The organism is Actinoplanes sp. DH11, assembly GCF_020873875.1.
In the GTDB taxonomy this organism is placed as follows: domain Bacteria; phylum Actinomycetota; class Actinomycetes; order Mycobacteriales; family Micromonosporaceae; genus Actinoplanes.
Genome location: NZ_JAHWGU010000040.1, coordinates 41,567 through 58,462 on the forward strand (window position 1 = coordinate 41,567; position 16,896 = coordinate 58,462).

17 protein-coding genes and 1 pseudogene are annotated in these 16,896 nt (G+C 71.9%); 12 read left to right on the forward strand and 6 right to left on the reverse strand.

Going from position 1 to position 16,896, the window contains the following annotated elements:
* The first annotated feature begins 67 nt into the window (after window positions 1-67).
* Window positions 68-625: a holin gene (locus LPA41_RS43135; protein WP_229075953.1), complete on the forward strand. Its 558-nt coding sequence runs from the start codon at window positions 68-70 to the stop codon at window positions 623-625.
* On the opposite strand, the gene LPA41_RS37030 is transcribed toward LPA41_RS43135, so the two are convergent.
* Together LPA41_RS37030 and LPA41_RS37035 are read right to left on the reverse strand one after the other, a co-directional pair.
* Window positions 608-1,777, reverse strand: a complete 1,170-nt coding sequence (locus LPA41_RS37030) for a 4-hydroxybenzoate 3-monooxygenase (protein WP_229075954.1) — start codon at window positions 1,775-1,777, stop codon at window positions 608-610. The two genes, LPA41_RS43135 and LPA41_RS37030, sit on opposite strands and share 18 nt — an antisense overlap.
* 40 nt (window positions 1,778-1,817) lie before the next feature.
* On the reverse strand, window positions 1,818-2,567 hold the full coding sequence (locus LPA41_RS37035; protein ID WP_229075955.1) for an IclR family transcriptional regulator: 750 nt from the start codon (window positions 2,565-2,567) through the stop codon (window positions 1,818-1,820).
* 76 nt (window positions 2,568-2,643) lie between these two features.
* On the opposite strand from LPA41_RS37035, the gene pcaH reads away from it, so the two are divergent.
* The 9 genes and pseudogenes from pcaH (at window position 2,644) to LPA41_RS37075 (ending at window position 9,720) form a co-directional block, all read left to right on the forward strand.
* Window positions 2,644-3,387 carry a protocatechuate 3,4-dioxygenase subunit beta gene (gene pcaH / locus LPA41_RS37040; protein WP_229075981.1) on the forward strand — a complete coding sequence of 248 codons (744 nt, stop codon included), beginning with the start codon at window positions 2,644-2,646 and terminating at the stop codon, window positions 3,385-3,387.
* Window positions 3,384-3,947, forward strand: coding sequence for a protocatechuate 3,4-dioxygenase subunit alpha (gene pcaG, locus LPA41_RS37045; protein WP_229075956.1), 564 nt, complete (start codon window positions 3,384-3,386; stop codon window positions 3,945-3,947). Before pcaH ends, pcaG begins: the two co-directional genes overlap by 4 nt.
* Before the next feature lie 97 nt (window positions 3,948-4,044).
* On the forward strand, window positions 4,045-5,259 hold the full coding sequence (locus LPA41_RS37050; protein WP_229075957.1) for a lyase family protein: 1,215 nt from the start codon (window positions 4,045-4,047) through the stop codon (window positions 5,257-5,259).
* A 4-nt stretch (window positions 5,260-5,263) separates the two neighbouring features.
* Window positions 5,264-5,977 (forward strand): annotated as a pseudogene (locus tag LPA41_RS43430) (alpha/beta fold hydrolase); the annotation flags it as partial.
* Between the two features lie 18 nt (window positions 5,978-5,995).
* Window positions 5,996-6,379: a 4-carboxymuconolactone decarboxylase gene (gene pcaC / locus LPA41_RS43435; protein WP_374238261.1), complete on the forward strand. Its 384-nt coding sequence runs from the start codon at window positions 5,996-5,998 to the stop codon at window positions 6,377-6,379.
* A complete protein-coding gene (locus LPA41_RS37060) occupies window positions 6,376-7,551 on the forward strand; it encodes a thiolase family protein (RefSeq protein WP_229075959.1) in 1,176 nt (391 codons plus the stop codon). The genes pcaC and LPA41_RS37060 overlap by 4 nt, the downstream gene beginning before the upstream one ends.
* Window positions 7,548-8,210: a 3-oxoacid CoA-transferase subunit A gene (locus LPA41_RS37065; protein WP_229075960.1), complete on the forward strand. Its 663-nt coding sequence runs from the start codon at window positions 7,548-7,550 to the stop codon at window positions 8,208-8,210. Before LPA41_RS37060 ends, LPA41_RS37065 begins: the two co-directional genes overlap by 4 nt.
* Window positions 8,207-8,848 carry a 3-oxoacid CoA-transferase subunit B gene (locus LPA41_RS37070; RefSeq protein WP_229075961.1) on the forward strand — a complete coding sequence of 214 codons (642 nt, stop codon included), beginning with the start codon at window positions 8,207-8,209 and terminating at the stop codon, window positions 8,846-8,848. Before LPA41_RS37065 ends, LPA41_RS37070 begins: the two co-directional genes overlap by 4 nt.
* An 8-nt stretch (window positions 8,849-8,856) precedes the next feature.
* Window positions 8,857-9,720 (forward strand): hypothetical protein, encoded by an 864-nt coding sequence (locus LPA41_RS37075; protein WP_229075962.1) that lies wholly within the window; start codon window positions 8,857-8,859, stop codon window positions 9,718-9,720.
* A gap of 180 nt (window positions 9,721-9,900) precedes the next feature.
* Here LPA41_RS37075 and LPA41_RS37080 read toward each other — a convergent pair whose 3' ends face one another.
* Window positions 9,901-10,998 (reverse strand): lytic polysaccharide monooxygenase, encoded by a 1,098-nt coding sequence (locus LPA41_RS37080; RefSeq protein ID WP_229075963.1) that lies wholly within the window; start codon window positions 10,996-10,998, stop codon window positions 9,901-9,903.
* A gap of 156 nt (window positions 10,999-11,154) precedes the next feature.
* Window positions 11,155-11,724 (reverse strand): hypothetical protein, encoded by a 570-nt coding sequence (locus tag LPA41_RS37085; RefSeq protein ID WP_229075964.1) that lies wholly within the window; start codon window positions 11,722-11,724, stop codon window positions 11,155-11,157.
* A 134-nt stretch (window positions 11,725-11,858) separates the two neighbouring features.
* Here LPA41_RS37085 and LPA41_RS37090 point away from each other — a divergent pair, with 134 nt between their 5' ends.
* Window positions 11,859-12,428, forward strand: a complete 570-nt coding sequence (locus tag LPA41_RS37090) for a DUF2087 domain-containing protein (RefSeq protein ID WP_229075965.1) — start codon at window positions 11,859-11,861, stop codon at window positions 12,426-12,428.
* A 907-nt stretch (window positions 12,429-13,335) separates the two neighbouring features.
* Here LPA41_RS37090 and LPA41_RS37095 read toward each other — a convergent pair.
* Complete coding sequence (locus tag LPA41_RS37095; RefSeq protein ID WP_229075966.1) at window positions 13,336-14,532, reverse strand: MFS transporter; 1,197 nt, start codon at window positions 14,530-14,532, stop codon at window positions 13,336-13,338.
* A 173-nt stretch (window positions 14,533-14,705) separates the two neighbouring features.
* Entirely contained in the window at window positions 14,706-15,638 is a 933-nt protein-coding gene (locus tag LPA41_RS37100) for a LysR family transcriptional regulator (RefSeq protein ID WP_229075967.1), read from the reverse strand.
* 112 nt (window positions 15,639-15,750) lie between these two features.
* Between LPA41_RS37100 and LPA41_RS37105 the strand changes: the two genes are divergently transcribed.
* Entirely contained in the window at window positions 15,751-16,881 is a 1,131-nt protein-coding gene (locus LPA41_RS37105; protein WP_229075968.1) for an FAD-dependent monooxygenase, read from the forward strand.
* Window positions 16,882-16,896: the final 15 nt, after the last annotated feature.

Genomic DNA, 16,896 nt, shown 5'->3' on the forward strand with positions numbered 1-16,896 from the left:
TCTTCACAGCGAGGAGTCTCGATATCCGGTATCGGATCCAGCTGTGCGGACTGAGGTGAGACCAGACGTGGAAGTCGTTCCGAAGTGGAGAGCCGTCGCCCTGGACTTCCTGGAGCGGGGCGGGTGGTCGGCCGGTCAGGTGTTCGTCGCGACCCTGCTGGCCGGCGGGGTGGGCACGGTCGGCGCGGTGGCGAGCCTGCCCTGGCGGGAGGCGATCACGCTGGCGGTCAGCGCCTTCGTCTCGTCGGTGGTGCTGACCGCCGTGCAGTACCTGTCGAAGCAGACGAACCTGGCCTTCTGGCCGGATCTGATCGTCCGGCTCGCGAAGACGTTCCTCAGCGCGCTGTCGGCATCGATGGTGGCCGGCGTGTTCAACGTGACCACGTTCGACTGGGAGAACGCGTTCGGTGTGGCGTTCCTGGCAACGCTCGCGTCGTTCGGCAAGGGCTTGCTGGCGCGGGAGCCGGCCTCGCCGAACGGGCAGGTACCGCCGGACGCGTCGCCGTCGACGCTGCCGACCGGCACGTACCGCGAGGCCGTCGATCACGGGCCACCGCCGCCGACCATCGCGGCGACGGACCCGCCGGCGTCGGGGGACCAGGCCGGTTCAGTACCCGATCGGTAGTCCGGCGTAGTTCTCGGCCAGGCCGGTCGCTCCGGCCTGGCTCTTCGCCACCCATCGGAGCTGGGACAGCTGGAGCTGGGCGTCGAACGCCTCGCCGCTGGTGTGCAGCATCGTCGTCATCCACCAGGAGAAGTGCGTGCACCGCCAGACCCGGCGCTGCGCGTCGTCGGAGTACCGATCGGCAAGGACCGGGTTTCCCTCCTTGAGCTGGGCGATCAGGGCCTTGCTGAGCAGGGCCACGTCGGCGATCGCCAGGTTGAGGCCTTTGGCGCCGGTGGGCGGGACGATGTGCGCGGCGTCGCCGGCGAGGTAGAGCGAGCCGTGCCGCATCGGGGTCCGCACGTGGCTGCGCATCGGCAGCACGCTCCGGTCGGTGATCGGGCCGGGGGTGAGCTTCCAGCCGTTCTCGCCGTGGCCGAGCCGGGTGGCGAGTTCCGTCCAGATCCGGTCGTCGGACCAGCTCTGCGGGTCGGTGCCGTTCGGGACCTGCAGGTAGAGGCGGCTCACCGTGGCGGAGCGCATCGAGTGCAGGGCGAAGCCGTCCGGGTGCCAGGCGTAGATCAGCTCGTCGGTGGAGGGCGCGACGTCGGCGAGGATCCCGAACCAGGAGTACGGGTAGACGCGCTCGAACGTCTCGGCCGCCGGCACCGCCGCCCGGCTGGGCCCGAACGAGCCGTCGCAGCCGGCGATCGCGTCGGCCTCGATCCGCATCCGCCGCCCGGCCCTGTCGACGAAGGTCACCGACGGCCGATCGCCGTCGACGTCGTGCAGCTCGACGTCGGACACCTCGTAGTGGATCTCCTGGCCGTCCGCCGCCCGTGCCGCGATCAGGTCCTTCTGCACCTCGGTCTGGCCGTAGACCCACACACCGCGGCCGACGAGGTCCACGAAGTCCAGGTGGTGCCGCTCGCCCGGCCACTGCAGGTAGATGCCGCGGTGGTGGTCGCCCTCCGCCCGGAGGCGGGCACCGAGACCGGCCGCCTCCAGGAGCTCGACGCTCGAGTGCTCGAGGATGCCGGCCCGGATGCGGGCCGCCACGTAGTCCTCGGAACGGGTCTCGACAACCACCGAATCGACGCCACCGAGGGCGAGGAGGTGGGAGAGGAGCAGGCCGGCGGGGCCGGCGCCGATGATGGCGACCTGGGTACGCATGCCCACAGCGTCGAGGAGGCGGTGACCGCCCGGCAAGGCCCTATTTCCACTGGACGGAAGCCGACCCGGCGAGCGTGCGCCCGATGCCGTGCGCCGCGACCTGCAGCGCCGAGACCAGCCGGGGCAGCTGACGGCGCAGGTCGGGCACGACCATGCCGAGGGCCGCCACCACGGTGTCGCCGTGGCGCACCGGCACCGCCACCGAGCAGGCGCCCAGGCTCATCTCCTCGCCGGTGGTGGCGTACCCCTCGGCGCGGACCCGGCGCAACTGCTCCAGCAGGCGGGCCGGCTGGGTGATGGTGTACGCGGTGATCCTGGTCAGGTGCCGCAGCGCCTCCACGCGCACCTCCTCCGGGGCGTACGCGAGCAGCACCTTCCCGACCCCCGTCGCGTGCATCGGCAGCCGGGACCCGACGCGGCTCACCACCGGCACCGACACGTGCCCGGCGAGCCGTTCGATGTACAGCACCTCGAGGCCGTCCCGGACCGCCAGGTGCACCGTGGACAGCGTCGTCCCGTACAGGTCGTGCAGGAACGGCGACGCCGCCTGCCGCAACCCGCTCTGCACCGGCGCGAGCAGGCCGAGCTGCCAGATCCGGCGGCCGATCACGTAGTCGCCGTTCGGCTCCCGGGCCAGGGCACCCCACCGGTGCAGCTCGCCGACCAGCCGGTGCGCGGTGGCCAGCGGCAGGTCCGCCCGGCGTGCCAGATCGGTCAGCGACAGGCTGCGGTGCTCGGCGTCGAAGGCCCCGAGGACCGCCAGGGCACGGGACGTGACGCTGGCACCCATCACCGGCTCCTTTCCGTTGAGCGGAAGAGGATTATCGCCGAGACGCGCATCACCGCCTAGCGTCCGGGACGTGAACATGGAGTTGTCCCAAGCTGACATCAATCGGGAGATCGAAGCGGCAGCTCGGCACCCCGGCGGCCCACAACCGAAACACGACTACCCGCCGTACCGCAGTTCCGTCCTGCGCCACCCGAAGCAGCCACCGCACCTGATCGACCCGGAGTCGATCGAGCTGTGGGCGCCGGCGTTCGGCCACCGCGACGTCGCCGACGACGAGGCCGACCTGACCATCCAGCACGCCGGCACCCCGATCGGCGAGCGGATGGTGGTGGCCGGGCGGGTGCTGGACGGCGACGGGCGGCCGGTGGCCGGGCAACTCGTCGAGGTGTGGCAGGCGAACGCGGCGGGCCGCTACCGGCATCAGCGCGACCAGCACCCGGCGCCGCACGACCCGAACTTCACCGGCGTCGGCCGCTGCATCACCGGCGCGGACGGCTCCTACCGGTTCCAGACGATCAAGCCGGGCCCGTACCCGTGGCGCAACCACCGCAACGCCTGGCGGCCCGCGCACATCCACTTCTCGCTGTTCGGGCTCGACTTCACCCAGCGGGTGGTCACCCAGATGTACTTCCCGGGCGACCCGCTCTTCGGCTACGACCCGATCTACCAGTCGATCACCGACCCGAAGGCGCGCGAGCTGCTGATCGCCCAGTACGACCACGACCTCACCACCCCGGAGTGGAGCACCGGGTACCGCTGGGACATCGTCCTCACCGGCACCCACCGCACCCCCCTCGACACCGACGAGGACGTCGCATGACCGCCGTGCCCGGCCAGACCGTGGGGCCGTTCTTCCACCTGGGCCTCGAATATCCGTTGATGAACGAGCTGGTCCCGCCGGCACACCCGCGCGCGGTACGGCTGCACGGCCGGGTCACCGACGGCCTCGGCGCGCCCGTTCCCGACGCGGTCCTGGAGATCTGGCAGCCCGATCCGCAGGGCCACGTGCCGCAGGCGCCGGGTTCGCTGCGCCGCGACGGCTGGACCTTCACCGGCTGGGGGCGTGCCGCCACCGACCCGGACGGGCACTACCAGTTCGCCACGCTGGAACCGGGCGCCACCGAGCCGGGCCGCGCGCCGTTCTTCGCCGTGACCGTTTTTGCCCGTGGCCTGACGGACCGGCTGTTCACCCGCGCCTACCTGCCGGACGACCCGGACGTGCTCGCCGCCGACACCCTGCTCGAATCGGTCGCGCCGGACCGCCGCGCCACCCTGATCACGACCCGCGAACCGGGCGGCCTGATCTTCGACGTACGCCTTCAGGGCGACGACGAGACAGTCTTCCTGACCTACCCCCGGCTGCGCGACGCATGGGCTTGAGAGCATTGAGGAGTACGGGCGACGCACTCTCCCGTGGTTTTCCGCCGGCCCGGGGTAAAGCCTCCAAGGGCATCGCCAATACCCTCCGGAGCCGCCGGTGAGTGACCTCCTGTGGCCGGGCGACGACCGCGCCGGTGACCTCTTCACCGACGCGACCGTGCTGTCCGCCATGACCCGCGTCGAATCCGCCTGGCTCGACGCCCTGGTCCTGCACGGCGTAGCCGACCCCGAAGCCCGCCTCGCACCCCCTCCGGACGGTCTGGCCGCGCTGGTCGGCCCGGACGACGTCGCCGCCGTCGCCCGGGACGCCGAGGCCGGTGGCAACCCGGTCATCCCGCTGCTCAAGCTCCTCCGGGGCCGCCTGAAGGAGCACAACCCGGCCGCTGCGGACTGGCTGCACAAGGGCCTGACCAGCCAGGACGTGCTGGACACCGCCCTGGTGCTGTGCCTGCGGGACGCCTGCGCCCGGGTCCGCGCCGACCTGGCCGCGCAGATCGCCACCCTGGCCCGTCTCGCCGACGAGCACCGGGACACCCCGATGGCCGGCCGCACGCTGACCCAGCACGCCGTACCGATCACTTTCGGTCTCAAAGCCGCAGGCTGGCTCACCGGCGTCCTCGACGCCCGGCACCGCCTCGCCGCGGCTGCCGACCTGCCGCTCCAGATCGGTGGCGCCGCCGGCAGCCTGGCCGCACCGGTCGCCCTGGCCGGTTCGCCGGCCGTGGTCCGGGACCTGATCGAAACCGTGGGTGCCGCGCTGGACCTGCGGGTCCGCGACCCCTGGCACACCGCCCGCGCCCCGCTCACCGCCGTCGCCGACGCCCTGGTGACCTGCACCGACGCGTGGGGCCGGATCGCCAACGACGTCCTCGTGGCGACCCGTCCCGAGATCCACGAGCTGACCGAGGACGCGGGGCCCGGCCGGGGCGGCTCGTCCGCGATGCCGAACAAGCAGAACCCGGTCCTGGCCGTCCTGGTCCGCCGCGCCGCCCTGGCCGCGCCACCGCTGGCCGCGACGGTGCACGCCGCCGCGTCCGCCGCCGTCGACGAACGCCCGGACGGCGGCTGGCACGTCGAGTGGGCCACCTTGCGCACGCTGGCCCGCCGCACGGTCACGGCCGGCGCGCAGACCGCCGAACTCCTCGGCGGCCTGCGGGTGGAGACCGCCTGGATGACCGCCAACCTGGCCGCGGCCCGCCCCGGCATCGACGCCGAGCAGCGGTCGATCGCCCCGGACGCGGCCGCCGGCGAGCCGTACCGCGGCGCCACCGACCAGATCATCGACGCGGCCGTGGCCCGCGCGAAGGAGTGACCGCGTGCTGAGCGCCACCGTCTTCACCGACGCACCCGACCGCCCGCTGCTGTTGCTCGGTGCCTCCCTCGGCACCAGCGCCGGCACGCTCTGGCGGCGCTGCGCCGAACGCCTGTACGGCTTCTACCACGTCGTCGGCCTGGACCTTCCCGGCCACGGCGCCGCCGCACCTGCCGCGGCGGCGTTCAGCATCGCGGACCTGGCCGGCGCGGTGATCGACCTCGCTGATCAGATCCGGCCAGGCGCGTCGTTCCTCTATGCCGGCGACTCGATCGGCGGCGCGATCGGCCTGCAACTGCTGCTGGACCATCCGGCGCGGGTCAGCGCCGCCGCCCTGCTCTGCACCGGCGCCCGGATCGGTTCGCCGGAGATGTGGCAGGAACGTGCCGGCCTGGTCCGCGAGGCGGGCACCGAGGCCGTCGTGGCCGGTTCCCGGGAACGCTGGTTCGCGCCCGGCGCCTCCACCGGCACCACCGAGCCGCTGATCGCCGCGCTGCGTGCCACCGACGCCGGGAGCTACGCGCTGGCCTGCGAGGCGCTGTCCGATTTCGACGTACGCGACCGGTTGTCCGAGATCGCCGCCCCGGTCCTGGCCGTGGCCGGCGCCCACGACAAGCCGACGCCGCCGGACGGCCTCGCCCTGATCGCGGAGGGTGTCGTCAACGGCCGGCTCGTGGTCCTCGACGGCGTCGCGCACCTGGCGCCCGCCGAGAACCCGGAGGTGGTCGCGTTCCTGCTGGACCAGCACTTCGACGCGGCCCGCACGGCCGGCCTCAAGGTTCGCCGTGAGGTGCTCGGCCCCGCGCACGTGGACCGCGCGACCGCCGGGACCACGGCGTTCACCAGGGATTTCCAGGACCTGATCACCCGGTACGCCTGGGGGGAGATCTGGACCCGGGAGGGCCTGGCCCGCCGGGACCGGTCGTTGATCACGCTCACCGCCCTGATCGCTCTCGGCCATCACGAGGAGCTGGCGATGCACGTACGCGCGGCCCGCACCAACGGACTCTCGGTCGACGAGATCAAAGAAGTGATACTGCAAACGGCGATCTATTGCGGCGTACCGGCCGCGAACACCGCCTTCCGCATCGCCCAACGTGTCCTGGAGGAACAGCAGTGACCGAATCGTTCGTCTACGCCGCGGTCCGCACGCCGTTCGGCCGCTACGGCGGGGCGCTCGCCGAGGTCCGCCCCGACGACCTGGCCGCCACCGCCCTGACCGGGCTGCTCGCCAGGACGCCGGAGCTGGACCCGGCCCGCATCGACGACGTGCTCTGGGGCAACGCGAACGGCGCCGGCGAGGACAACCGCAACGTCGGCCGGATGGCGGTGCTGCTGGCCGGCCTGCCCACGTCGGTGCCGGCGGCGACCGTGAACCGGCTCTGCGGCTCGTCGCTGGACGCCGCGATCGGCGCGTCCCGGGCAATCGTCGCCGGTGACGCCGACGTCGTGGTCGTCGGCGGCGTCGAGTCGATGACCCGGGCGCCGTGGGTGCTGCCGAAGCCGTCCCGGGCGTTTCCCGCGGGCAACCTCGAGGCCGTCTCCACCACGCTGGGCTGGCGCCTGGTGAACCCCCGGATGCCCCAGGAGTGGACGGCGTCGCTCGGTGAGTGCAACGAGCAGCTGGGGGAGAAGCACAAGATCTCGCGGGAGCGGCAGGACGAGTTCGCCGCCCGGTCGCACGTGCTGGCGGCGCGTGCCTGGGACGAGGGCTTCTACGACGAGCTGACGGTCGCGGCCGGCGACCTCACCCGGGACGAGGGCATCCGGCCGGACAGCAGCGTCGAGAAGCTGACCCGGTTGAAGCCGTCGTTCCGCGCCGAGGGGACGATCACGGCCGGCAACGCGTCGCCGCTGAACGACGGCGCCGCCGCCGTCCTGATCGGGTCCGAGTCGGCCGCCGCGCTGATCGGGACCGGCCCGCTGGCCCGGATCGCCGGGCGTGCCGCGCACGCCGTCGACCCGCAGGATTTCGGGTTCGCGCCGGTCGAGGCCGCCGCCAAGGCGCTGCGCCGGGCCGGCATCGGCTGGTCGGACGTGGGCGCGGTCGAGCTCAACGAGGCCTTCGCGGTGCAGTCGCTGGCGTGCGTCGATGCCTGGGGGATCGACCCAGAGATCGTCAACACCCGTGGCGGTGCGATCGCGATCGGTCACCCGCTCGGCGCGTCCGGCGCCCGCATCCTCGGCACCCTGGCCCACGTCCTGCGGGAGCGCAACCAGCGCTGGGGTGTGGCCGCGATCTGCATCGGCGTGGGGCAGGCCCTCGCAGTGGTCCTGGAGAACCAGGCGTGAGGACGACCATCACCGGCGCGCTGGAGGCGGTCGGCGCGGTGCGGGACGGCGACACCGTGCTGGTCGGCGGGTTCGGCATGGCGGGCATGCCCGTCGAGCTGATCGACGCGCTGATCGAGCACGGCGCCGGCGACCTCACCGTGGTCAGCAACAACGCGGGCAACGGCGACACCGGGCTGGCGGCGTTGCTGGCCGCGGGCCGCGTACGCAAGATGATCTGCTCGTTTCCCCGGCAGTCGGACTCCTGGGTCTTCGACGACCTCTACCGCTCGGGCAAGATCGAGCTGGAGGTGGTCCCGCAGGGCAACCTGGCCGAGCGGATGCGTGCGGCAGGTGCCGGCATCGGCGCGTTCTACTGCCCGACAGGTGTCGGCACCCCGCTCGCCGAGGGCAAGGAGACGCGGGTCATCGACGGCCGCGAGTTCGTCCTGGAGTACCCGATCCACGGTGACGTGGCGCTGATCCGGGCGCATGTGGCCGACCGGCTCGGCAACCTCGTCTACCGCAAGACGGCACGCAACTTCGGGCCGGTGATGGCGACCGCCGCCCGGGTGACTATCGCGCAGGTGTCCCGGGTCGTCGAGGCCGGCGACCTGGACCCGGAGGCGGTCGTGACCCCGTCGATCTTCGTGAACACGCTGGTGGAGGTGCCCCGATGACGGCTCTGGACAAGGAGGCGCTGGCCCGGCGGGTCGCTTCGGACATCCCGGCCGGGGCCTACGTGAACCTCGGCATCGGGCAGCCCACCGCGATCGCGCGGTTCCTGGATCCGGCGAGCGGCGTCGTCCTGCACACCGAGAACGGCATGCTCGGCATGGGCGAGGTGGTGCCGGACGCCGAGGCCGACCAGGATCTGACGAACGCCGGCAAGCAGCCGGTCTCGGAGCTGCCCGGCGCCGCGTACTTCCATCACGCCGACTCGTTCGCGATGATGCGCGGCGGTCACCTGGACGTCTGCGTGATGGGCGCCTTCCAGGTCTCGGCCGGCGGCGACCTGGCGAACTGGCACACCGGTGCGCCCGACGCGATCCCCGCCGTCGGCGGCGCGATGGATCTCGCGGCCGGCGCCAAGGAGGTCTGGGTGATGATGACGCTCTTCGCCAAGGACGGTACGCCGAAGCTCGTGCCCGCCTGCACCTACCCGCTGACCGGGAAGGCCTGCGTGACACGTGTCTACACGGACGTGGCAACGTTCTTGATCGAGCCGTCGGGGGTGCGGGTCGTGGACACGTTCGGCATCAGCGCCGACGAACTGACGTCCCGGATCGAGGTGCCCCTTGACATTCGTGTGCTTTGATCGCTGACATGCATGAGATGGCGGACGGTCTGGCGCGGCAACTGTGGCGGGTGGTGGAGCCGCTGCACGCGATCCTCTACTACGCGCCCGAGGTGACCGCGGAGGCGGAGAAACTGGGGTACGACGTCGAGACGCGCTGGCCCAGCTATTTCGCGTGGCGGGCCGCCCCGCTCGGTCCGGCCGGCGCGGCGGCGGTGAGCTCGGCGTTCTACAGCTTCAACCCGCGCATGGTGGGGTCCTTCGTGCCGGCCGCCTGGTCGGTGGCGGCGCCGGCGACGGTGCTGGAGCACCGCCTGATCGCGGTCGACCGGGCGTTGCGCGCGCTGCTCGGTGACGAGGGGGTGGCCGATCTCGGGGAGGTCGCGGCGCTGGCCCGCCGGGCGGCCGAGGCGGCGCAGACCGCCGGGCGCCCGCTCGCCGCGGCGAACCAGGACCTGCCCTGGGCGGACCAGCCCCATCTGGTGCTCTGGCAGGCGGCCACGATCCTGCGGGAGCACCGCGGTGACGGTCACGTGGCGGCCGCGCTGGTGGCCGGGTTCGACCCGTGCGAGCTGCTGGTGTCGTTCGCCGCGGTCGGCGCGGCGCCGGAGTCGGTGTTCACCAGTCGCGGCTGGACACCCGACGAGTGGGACGCGGCCCGGGCCCGCCTGGTCGATCGCGGCTGGGTGCGGGCGGACGGCACGGCCACCGAGGCCGGGGTGCGGGCGCGGGCGGACCTGGAGCAGCGTACGAGTGAGCTGGCGGCCGGGCCGTGGAAGGCGCTGGGCACCGACGTCGGCCGGTTCATCCAGCTGGCCGGTCCGCTGGCCGGCCGGATCGCCGCGTCCGGCGTGCTGCCGCGACAGAGCACGCTGGGGCTGGGCGGCAGGTGAAGGGGGGTGGGGAACGAGGTGGGGCAGCCTCGTTCCCCGTGATGGAGCCACAGCACTGGCGTGGACGGAGCCGTACCACGCGGTGGGCTTTGCCTCCCTTTCTCTGGGGATGTGTCGGGGGACGGGTGGGAGCGCTCCCATTAACGTCAATGTAACAAAGGTGTACCGCGGATGCGAGTGTTACGTGGTGGCCGTGCAGGTGACGGTCGGCGCGGACGACGAACCCGAGCCGAGGAACCCGAAGGTCGCGCTGCCACCGGCCGTCAGACTGCCGTTGTAGGCGACGTTCGTCGCGCTCACCGTGTTGCCGTTGGCGGTCATCGTGGCGTTCCAGGCCTGCTGGATCGGGGCCGCGCCGGGGAACGTCAGCGCCACCGTCCAGCCCCTGATCGCCGCGCTGCCGGCGGTCACCTTCACCTCACCCTGGAAACCGCCCGACCACTGCGAGGTCACGGTGTAGGCGGCCGCGCAGGCGCCGGTGACCGGCGGTGTCGAGACGCTCGGGCTGGTGCTCGCACTCGGGCTCACGCTGGCGCTGGCGCTCGGGCTCACGCTCGGTGACGACGACGGCGGGTTCGACGGCTGACCGCCGCCGAAGGCGACGTCACTGCAGAAGTAATACGACTGGTCCAGGTGACTGGCCTGCCAGATCGTGTAGACCAGGGCCCGCCCGGACCGTCCGGACACACTCACCGGCACGTCGATCTGCACGCCGTTCGCCTGCTGATGCGTCCACTGCGCGGCGGGCGTGTTCGGCACCGAGCTGACCAGTTCCAGGTCCGACCACTTCGGTGCGGTGGTCACCGGGTTGAAGCCCGGCTTGGTCACGTAGACCCGGATGTAGTCGGCGCCGTGCCGCGCACCGTCGAACAACTGCACCGTGAAAGAGTTGCCGACCGAGGTCGCCTTCCAGTCACCCACGGTGTCCATGGCGTTGTACCGGCCACCCTCGGTGCGGCCGCCACTGCACAGCTGCCCGTCCGGGATGGCGGCCTCGTGCCGGCCGGCCACGTTCTCCCGGAACAGGCCGTTCCAGTTCCACATGGCGTTCGGGTTGGCCTGCCAGGCCTGCCAGCACATCGGATCCTCGGTGGCCATCGCCGGGTCCTGGAACTTCGAGCCCCAGCGTTCGAAACAGCCGTAGTTGCGCGACGCGGGGCCGATCACGTTGCCGTGCGCGGCAGCCGGGCTGCTGGGTGCGACGAGCACGGCGAACGCCGCGGCCAGCGCCGCGACAGCAATAGAGATCAAGAGCTTGAGGCGTACGGGTGAGGACATGTGAGCTCAGCACTCCGTGAGTTCGGGCCGTGCACGCGACGCGTGACGGCCTGCTGCGGTGGATGCCGGGAGCTGCCCGTGCTCCCGTGGCCGCGTGGCTCCGGCGGCAGTGCTGTGCGCCCCACCCTCACTCACTGATCGACAAAAGTCAATCGGTCACGCGTACCCCGCCGCCCAGTTCTGGCCGTCCCCGGCCGCACTGCACAGATCCGCCCCCCGCGTCGCCGTCACACAGACCCGGAACATCACCTTGCGGCCCTCCCCGAAGTCATGGTCGAACGTGACGATCGCGTCCACCGTGTCCAGCCCGTGGTGCACCCCGGTCTGGAGGCTGCCGTCCAGGCGCAGATACCGGTACTCCAGGTAGGGCCGCCCGCCACCCGTGGCCCGCTTGGTCAGCGCGAACCGGTCCCCGTACGACCGGAACGCCGCATCCGCGAGCACCCGGCTGTCCGGGTCGTAAACGGTCGCGACCACATCGATCCCACCGGTCCCAGCCGTCCCTTCGCCAGCCGTCCCTTCGCCCGCCGTCCCTTCGCCCGCCGTTTCTTCGGCCTGCCCGCCGGTGACCGCCCGTCCGGTGGCCGCCGTGCCTGTGAACGCTTCGCCCGCGGTGATCGCCGTGCCCTTGTCCGCCGTGATCGTTCTGCCTGCCGGATCCGGTCCGCCGGCCGTGACCGCGCCGCTCGACAGGACGGCCGCGGCCGCCACCAGAGAGATGATCATGATGCCTCCAGTCCGCGCCGGTACGCCGCGGCCGATGCACCGCGTCGCCCCAAACCGGAGGAGAACGTGAAGTACCCCGATCGGCCCCCGGATATTCGGTCGCCGACCGTAGCCGGGAAGCCTACGGTGACGGGATGTCCGATTCCGTCGCGCGCGCCGCCGAGATCCTGATGCAGCTGGCCCATCCGCCCCGGCTGCGGGCCTTCACCGAGCTGGCGATCCGTGGCAACGAAGGCGTCACGATCGCCGAGCTGACCTACCTCCTCGACCTCCCGAAGGCCCAGGTCGGCGAGTTGCTGGGCCGCCTGGTCGGCGCCGGCTTGGCCTCCGGCACGGGCGACGGCGTCTACCGCGTCCTGCCCGGCATCCTGCGCGAGGTGGCACACGAGCTGGACCGCACCCAGCCGATCGCCGCGCTGCTGACGGACTACCCGCAGCTGCGCTCCTACTTCACGCACGGCCGCCTGACCAGCCTGCCGCCCACGATGAGCGACCGCTACCAGCAGACGGCCGAACTCTTCGCCCGCTTCCTGGCCGTCGACGGCATCCTGTCCGAGGACGAGATCAACACCCGCCTCTCCCGGGCCGCCGACGACGTAGCCGCAGTCCGCCGCATGCTCATCGAATCCGGCTGGCTCGAACGGGACCGCGCCGGCACGTCCTACGGCTCGGCGCGCACCCTGCCCCAGCCAACCCCGGCCTGACCGACCCCAACCCGCAGCATCGTGTGCTCCCCGAATTCACGGTGGGCTACGCGATCCAGCAGAGCGTGTTCCCTCCCCGGCGCCGCCGGCTCCACAGGTTGCGTGCAACCGTCCGCGTCGTTGTCATCGATCGTGACGCGCCCGGCTGCTCGTCACGATCACAGGAAGCGGTGGCCTCGCTCGTGGAACGGGTGTTCAAGCCCGGTGGAATCCGACCGCTGCACACCCGGCTGTCATTCACGGCTGTGCGGATGCGCTCGGCTGTCATTCAGGGCTGTGCGGATGCGCCCGGCTGTCACTCACGGCTGTGCGGATGTGCCCGGCTGTCACTCACGGCTGTGCGAAACCGCTTTCGCACAGCCGTGAGTGACAGCCGGGCGGGTTCGCTGTCGCTTTTGCCCCGGAACGACGTTTGCCGCGACCACAGGGACGAGCCAGCCTGATCCAGCTCGCGCTGGTGGCAGGCCGCAGTAAGGCGTTTCTCGCAACCGCGGACCCCCCAGCCGATCCGGCTTTGCTCGCGGAGACCGGTGTCCCGCCCTGCACAGCCTCCGACCGTCTCCGGCTCGGCTCGTGCTTACGGTTGCAGGGTCGACGGTCGGCACCATAATCGCAATCCACCGGATCCGGATCTGGATTCGTGCCTACGGCCGCTGGCATGCGGCTCTCGGGGGTCCAAGCACCAAGCGGGGAGCCGGGCTGGGCGGCAAGCACCAAGCGGGGAGCCGGGCTGGGCGGCAAGCACCAAGCGGGGAGCCGGGCCGGCCGCCAGCACCAAGTGGGAGCCGCGCCGGCCGCCATAAACAAGCGCGGGCCGGCCCCCGAACCCGCCCGGCTCGCGCTCGTGGTCGCCGCAACGCATCTCCGCGACCGCGGAGCGCGAGCCCAGCCTCCCGGATGGGGACCGTCAGGCCTCGGTGACGTCCAGCCGCCCGGCGTCTCGCGGGACCACCGCGAGCATCGCCACCGCGAGCACGGCGGAGACCACTCCGAGCAGCCCCAGCGCCGGCCACAGGCCGCCCACGGCGGCGCCCACCCCGGTGATCAGGATCGGGGAGAAGAACTGGCCGATGAAGAGCGTCCCGGTCCACAGGCCGGTCCCGCGCCCGCGTTCGGCGAAGGACAGCCCGTTGGTCGCCCAGGTCACCAGGGTGGGGAGCAGCAGGCCGGTGCCGGCACCGGTGAGTACCGCGCCGAGGGTGATCACCGGGACTGAGGTGGTTGCGGCGATGACCAGGAAACCGGCTGCGGCGAGTCCGAATGCGATCGGCAGCAGGGTGCGCGGGGTGTGGCGGGAGAGTTTGGCGAACGAGCCGGCTGCGGCGGCGGTGGCCAGGGACATCAGGGCGGACAGCGCACCGATGGTGGCGGTCGCGGTGACGCCGACCTCGTCGAGCACGAACGACAACTCCACGATCAGGGCGTAGAAGACGACGCCGCCCGCGAGCGTGACGAGGCACGGGGTCCGCAGTTTGCGCCACGGGATGGGTGGCAGCTCAGCCGGTGCGGCGGCGGCGCGGGCGGGTTGCCAGATCAGCAGGGCCATGGGGACGGCCAGGAGCACCGCGACCGCGTACAGCCAGAAGGGTGTTCGCCAGCCGGAGGATCCGAGAGCCCCGCCGATGCCGAGGAAGACGGTGGCGGAGACCGATGCCAGCAATGTTTGAAGTCCCAGGTATCGGCTGCGCCGCGACCCGGACCAGTAGTCGGCGATCAGGGTGGTGCAGCAGGTCATGATCGCGGCTTCGCAGAGCCCGACCAGGACCCGGCTGCCGATGATCGAGCCCAGTGAGTTCAGGTAAAGGGGCGCCGTTCCGAAGATCGAGTAGCCGACCATCGCGATGATCAGGACGCGTTTGCGGTCGATCCGGTCGGCGATGACGCCGGCGAAGGGCGCGGTCAGGCCGATCATCAGGGCGGGCACCGTGAGCACGATCGGCACCAGGGCGGCGGCGCCGGGCACGCCCGCGAAGTGGTCGGTCATCTGTGGCAGGACGGGTGCGATGAGCACCGCGCCGAGGACGGAGAGACAGCTGCCGGCGAGCAGCAGGATGAGTTGGGTGCGGCCGGCTTGGCGTATGGGTGCGGGCGTACTGAGAGCCATGGGAGAGCCTTCCGGTGGTCCAGGTCACACTCGGTGGTCCCTGACTATGGGCGGCCGCACATCGCCGGCGGAAGGCACATTCGCTGATGCCGGCCATCACCCGGGCTGATAAGCGGTCGCGTCCCACCACTCCCGAACCGGCCGCGACCCGACCGAACCGACCGCGACCGGCGTCATTCGATCGGCGGCCACAACTCGTCGGCCGCCTCGACCAGCAGGTCGCGGAACCAGGCGTGGACCGGGTCGTTGGTGTGCAGCGGGTTCCACCAGAACGACTCGACAAGCGTCACGGCCTGGAACGGGACCTCGAGGATCCGGATCCCGGCGACCGGCGCCATCAGCGTGGCCAGCCGTTCCTGGATGAGCGCGACCCGCGGCGTCCCGGCGACCAGGAACGGCATCTGGCAGAACCCGTCGACGACCACGTCGACCCGGGCGTCGATGCCCAGCATCCGCAGCTGGCGCAGGGCGGGGGCGTACGCGGTGGGCCGGTCGAAGAACACCACCCACGGCATGTCGCCCAGGTCGAAGAGGCTGAGCGAGCTGCTGATGCCGGTGTTGTCGGCGGAGACGATGCAGACCCAGCGGTCCTCGTAGAGGTCGAGGTGCGGCAGTCCGCTCACGAAGCCGTACGGGATGAACAGCCCGTCGGCGGTGCGCAGCGTGTCGGCGGCGTGGTCGACCGCGTCCGGCGTGGTCTGCTGCAGGCGCAACCGGGCCTTGGGCGCACGCTTGGCGAGCAGCCGGGCGACCGGCGGCCCGAGGATCGTCGCCGCGTAGTCGGACGTCACCACGGTGAACTCGCGGTCCAGCTGGGACGGGTCGAACTCGACGGTGGAGTCGAAGACGCGGCGCACGCCGGCGAGCGCCGGGCCGGTGAGCGCGGCGACCCGGGTGGCGAGCGGGGTGAGTTCGTACCGGTTGCCGACCCGGACCAGCAACTGGTCACCGAAATGTCGCCGCAGACGGCTCAGCGCGCCGCTGACGGCGGGCTGGCTGATGCCGAGCCGTTCGGCGGTGCGGGTCACGTTCCGCTCCCGCAGCAGAGCGTCCAGGGTGACCAGCAGGTTCAGGTCGAGGTTGGCCAACACGCGGTCGACGGGCATGGCGAAACTATAAGCACGACCTATGGCTTGCATCACCAAGTCGAGCTTCCCTGATAGTGGCGGCGGGGGCCACAGTGGTCCCCATCACACGCGAAACAGAGGGGAAACGGCCGTGCCAGCAGTTCGTAACGTACTGGTCGTCGGTGGCGGCGCGGCCGGTGCCGCGGCGGCGATCCTGCTCGCCGAGGGCGGCGTCGCCGTCGACCTGGTGGACGTCAAACCCGACGTCGCGGCCATCGGCTCCGGGATCACGCTGCAGGGCAACGCTCTGCGGGTGCTGCGCGAGCTGGGCGTCTGGGACGCCGTCGCCGCACAGGGGTACGGGTTCGACACGCTCGGCCTGCGTGCCCCCGATCCGGCCGGCACGCTCGTCGCCGAGCTCACCGACCTGCGCACCGGCGGTCCCGACCTGCCGGCCACCCTCGGGATGTACCGTCCGGCCCTGGCCCGGATCCTGATCGACCGGGCCGCCGCGGCCGGTGCCAAGGTCCGCTTCGGCAGCTGCCCGGATCGTCTCGAGCAGGACGGCGACACCGTCCTGGTGACCTTCACCGACGGCAGCACCGGACGCTACGACCTGGTCGTCGGCGCCGACGGCATCCGCTCGTGGACCCGGCGCCAGCTCGGCATCGACGCCGAGCCGCGGCCGGTCGGCATGGGCATCTGGCGGGCGTTCACCAGGCGGCCGGCGAGCGTGACCCGGACCGAGCTGATCTACGGTGGGCCGTGCTACATCGCGGGTTACTGCCCGACCGGTGCCGACACCCTCTACGCCTATCTGGTGGAGGACGTGCAGCACCGCGCCGGCCTCGGCCCGGAGCAGGCGCTCACCACGATGCGGGAGCTCTCGCTGGGCTACCACGGCCCGTGGGACGAGATCCGGGAGCACCTCACCGACCCGAGCCGGGTCAACTACACCGCCTTCGAGAGCCACGTGCTCGACGGGCCGTGGCACCGCGGCCGGGTGGTGCTGATCGGCGACGCCGCGCACAGCTGCCCGCCCACCCTGGCCCAGGGCGCCGCGCAGGCACTGGAGGACGCGTCCGTGCTGGCCGAGCTGCTGCTCGGGGCCGGCACCCTCACCGACACCGTGTGGTCCGACTTCACCGGCCGCCGCCTCGACCGGGCCAGGACGGTCGTCGAGGCTTCCCTGCAACTGACCCGCTGGCTGCTCGACCACGAGCGCGGCGACGTCCCGGGGCTGATGGCCCGGGTGTCGGCGCTCGTCGCCGAGCCGGCCTGAGCGTGAGGAGAAACG

Coding starts and splice junctions, on each gene's coding strand:
- LPA41_RS37030 (WP_229075954.1), bottom strand. CDS start 1,777: ATGCGTACCCAGGTCGCCATCATCGGCGCCGGCCCCGCCGGCCTGCTC.
- LPA41_RS37035 (WP_229075955.1), bottom strand. CDS start 2,567: ATGGGTGCCAGCGTCACGTCCCGTGCCCTGGCGGTCCTCGGGGCCTTC.
- LPA41_RS37080 (WP_229075963.1), bottom strand. CDS start 10,998: ATGTCCTCACCCGTACGCCTCAAGCTCTTGATCTCTATTGCTGTCGCG.
- pcaG (WP_229075956.1), top strand. CDS start 3,384: ATGACCGCCGTGCCCGGCCAGACCGTGGGGCCGTTCTTCCACCTGGGC.
- LPA41_RS37075 (WP_229075962.1), top strand. CDS start 8,857: ATGCATGAGATGGCGGACGGTCTGGCGCGGCAACTGTGGCGGGTGGTG.
- LPA41_RS37100 (WP_229075967.1), bottom strand. CDS start 15,638: ATGCCCGTCGACCGCGTGTTGGCCAACCTCGACCTGAACCTGCTGGTC.
- LPA41_RS37090 (WP_229075965.1), top strand. CDS start 11,859: ATGTCCGATTCCGTCGCGCGCGCCGCCGAGATCCTGATGCAGCTGGCC.
- pcaH (WP_229075981.1), top strand. CDS start 2,644: ATGGAGTTGTCCCAAGCTGACATCAATCGGGAGATCGAAGCGGCAGCT.
- LPA41_RS37070 (WP_229075961.1), top strand. CDS start 8,207: ATGACGGCTCTGGACAAGGAGGCGCTGGCCCGGCGGGTCGCTTCGGAC.
- LPA41_RS37085 (WP_229075964.1), bottom strand. CDS start 11,724: ATGATCATCTCTCTGGTGGCGGCCGCGGCCGTCCTGTCGAGCGGCGCG.
- LPA41_RS37095 (WP_229075966.1), bottom strand. CDS start 14,532: ATGGCTCTCAGTACGCCCGCACCCATACGCCAAGCCGGCCGCACCCAA.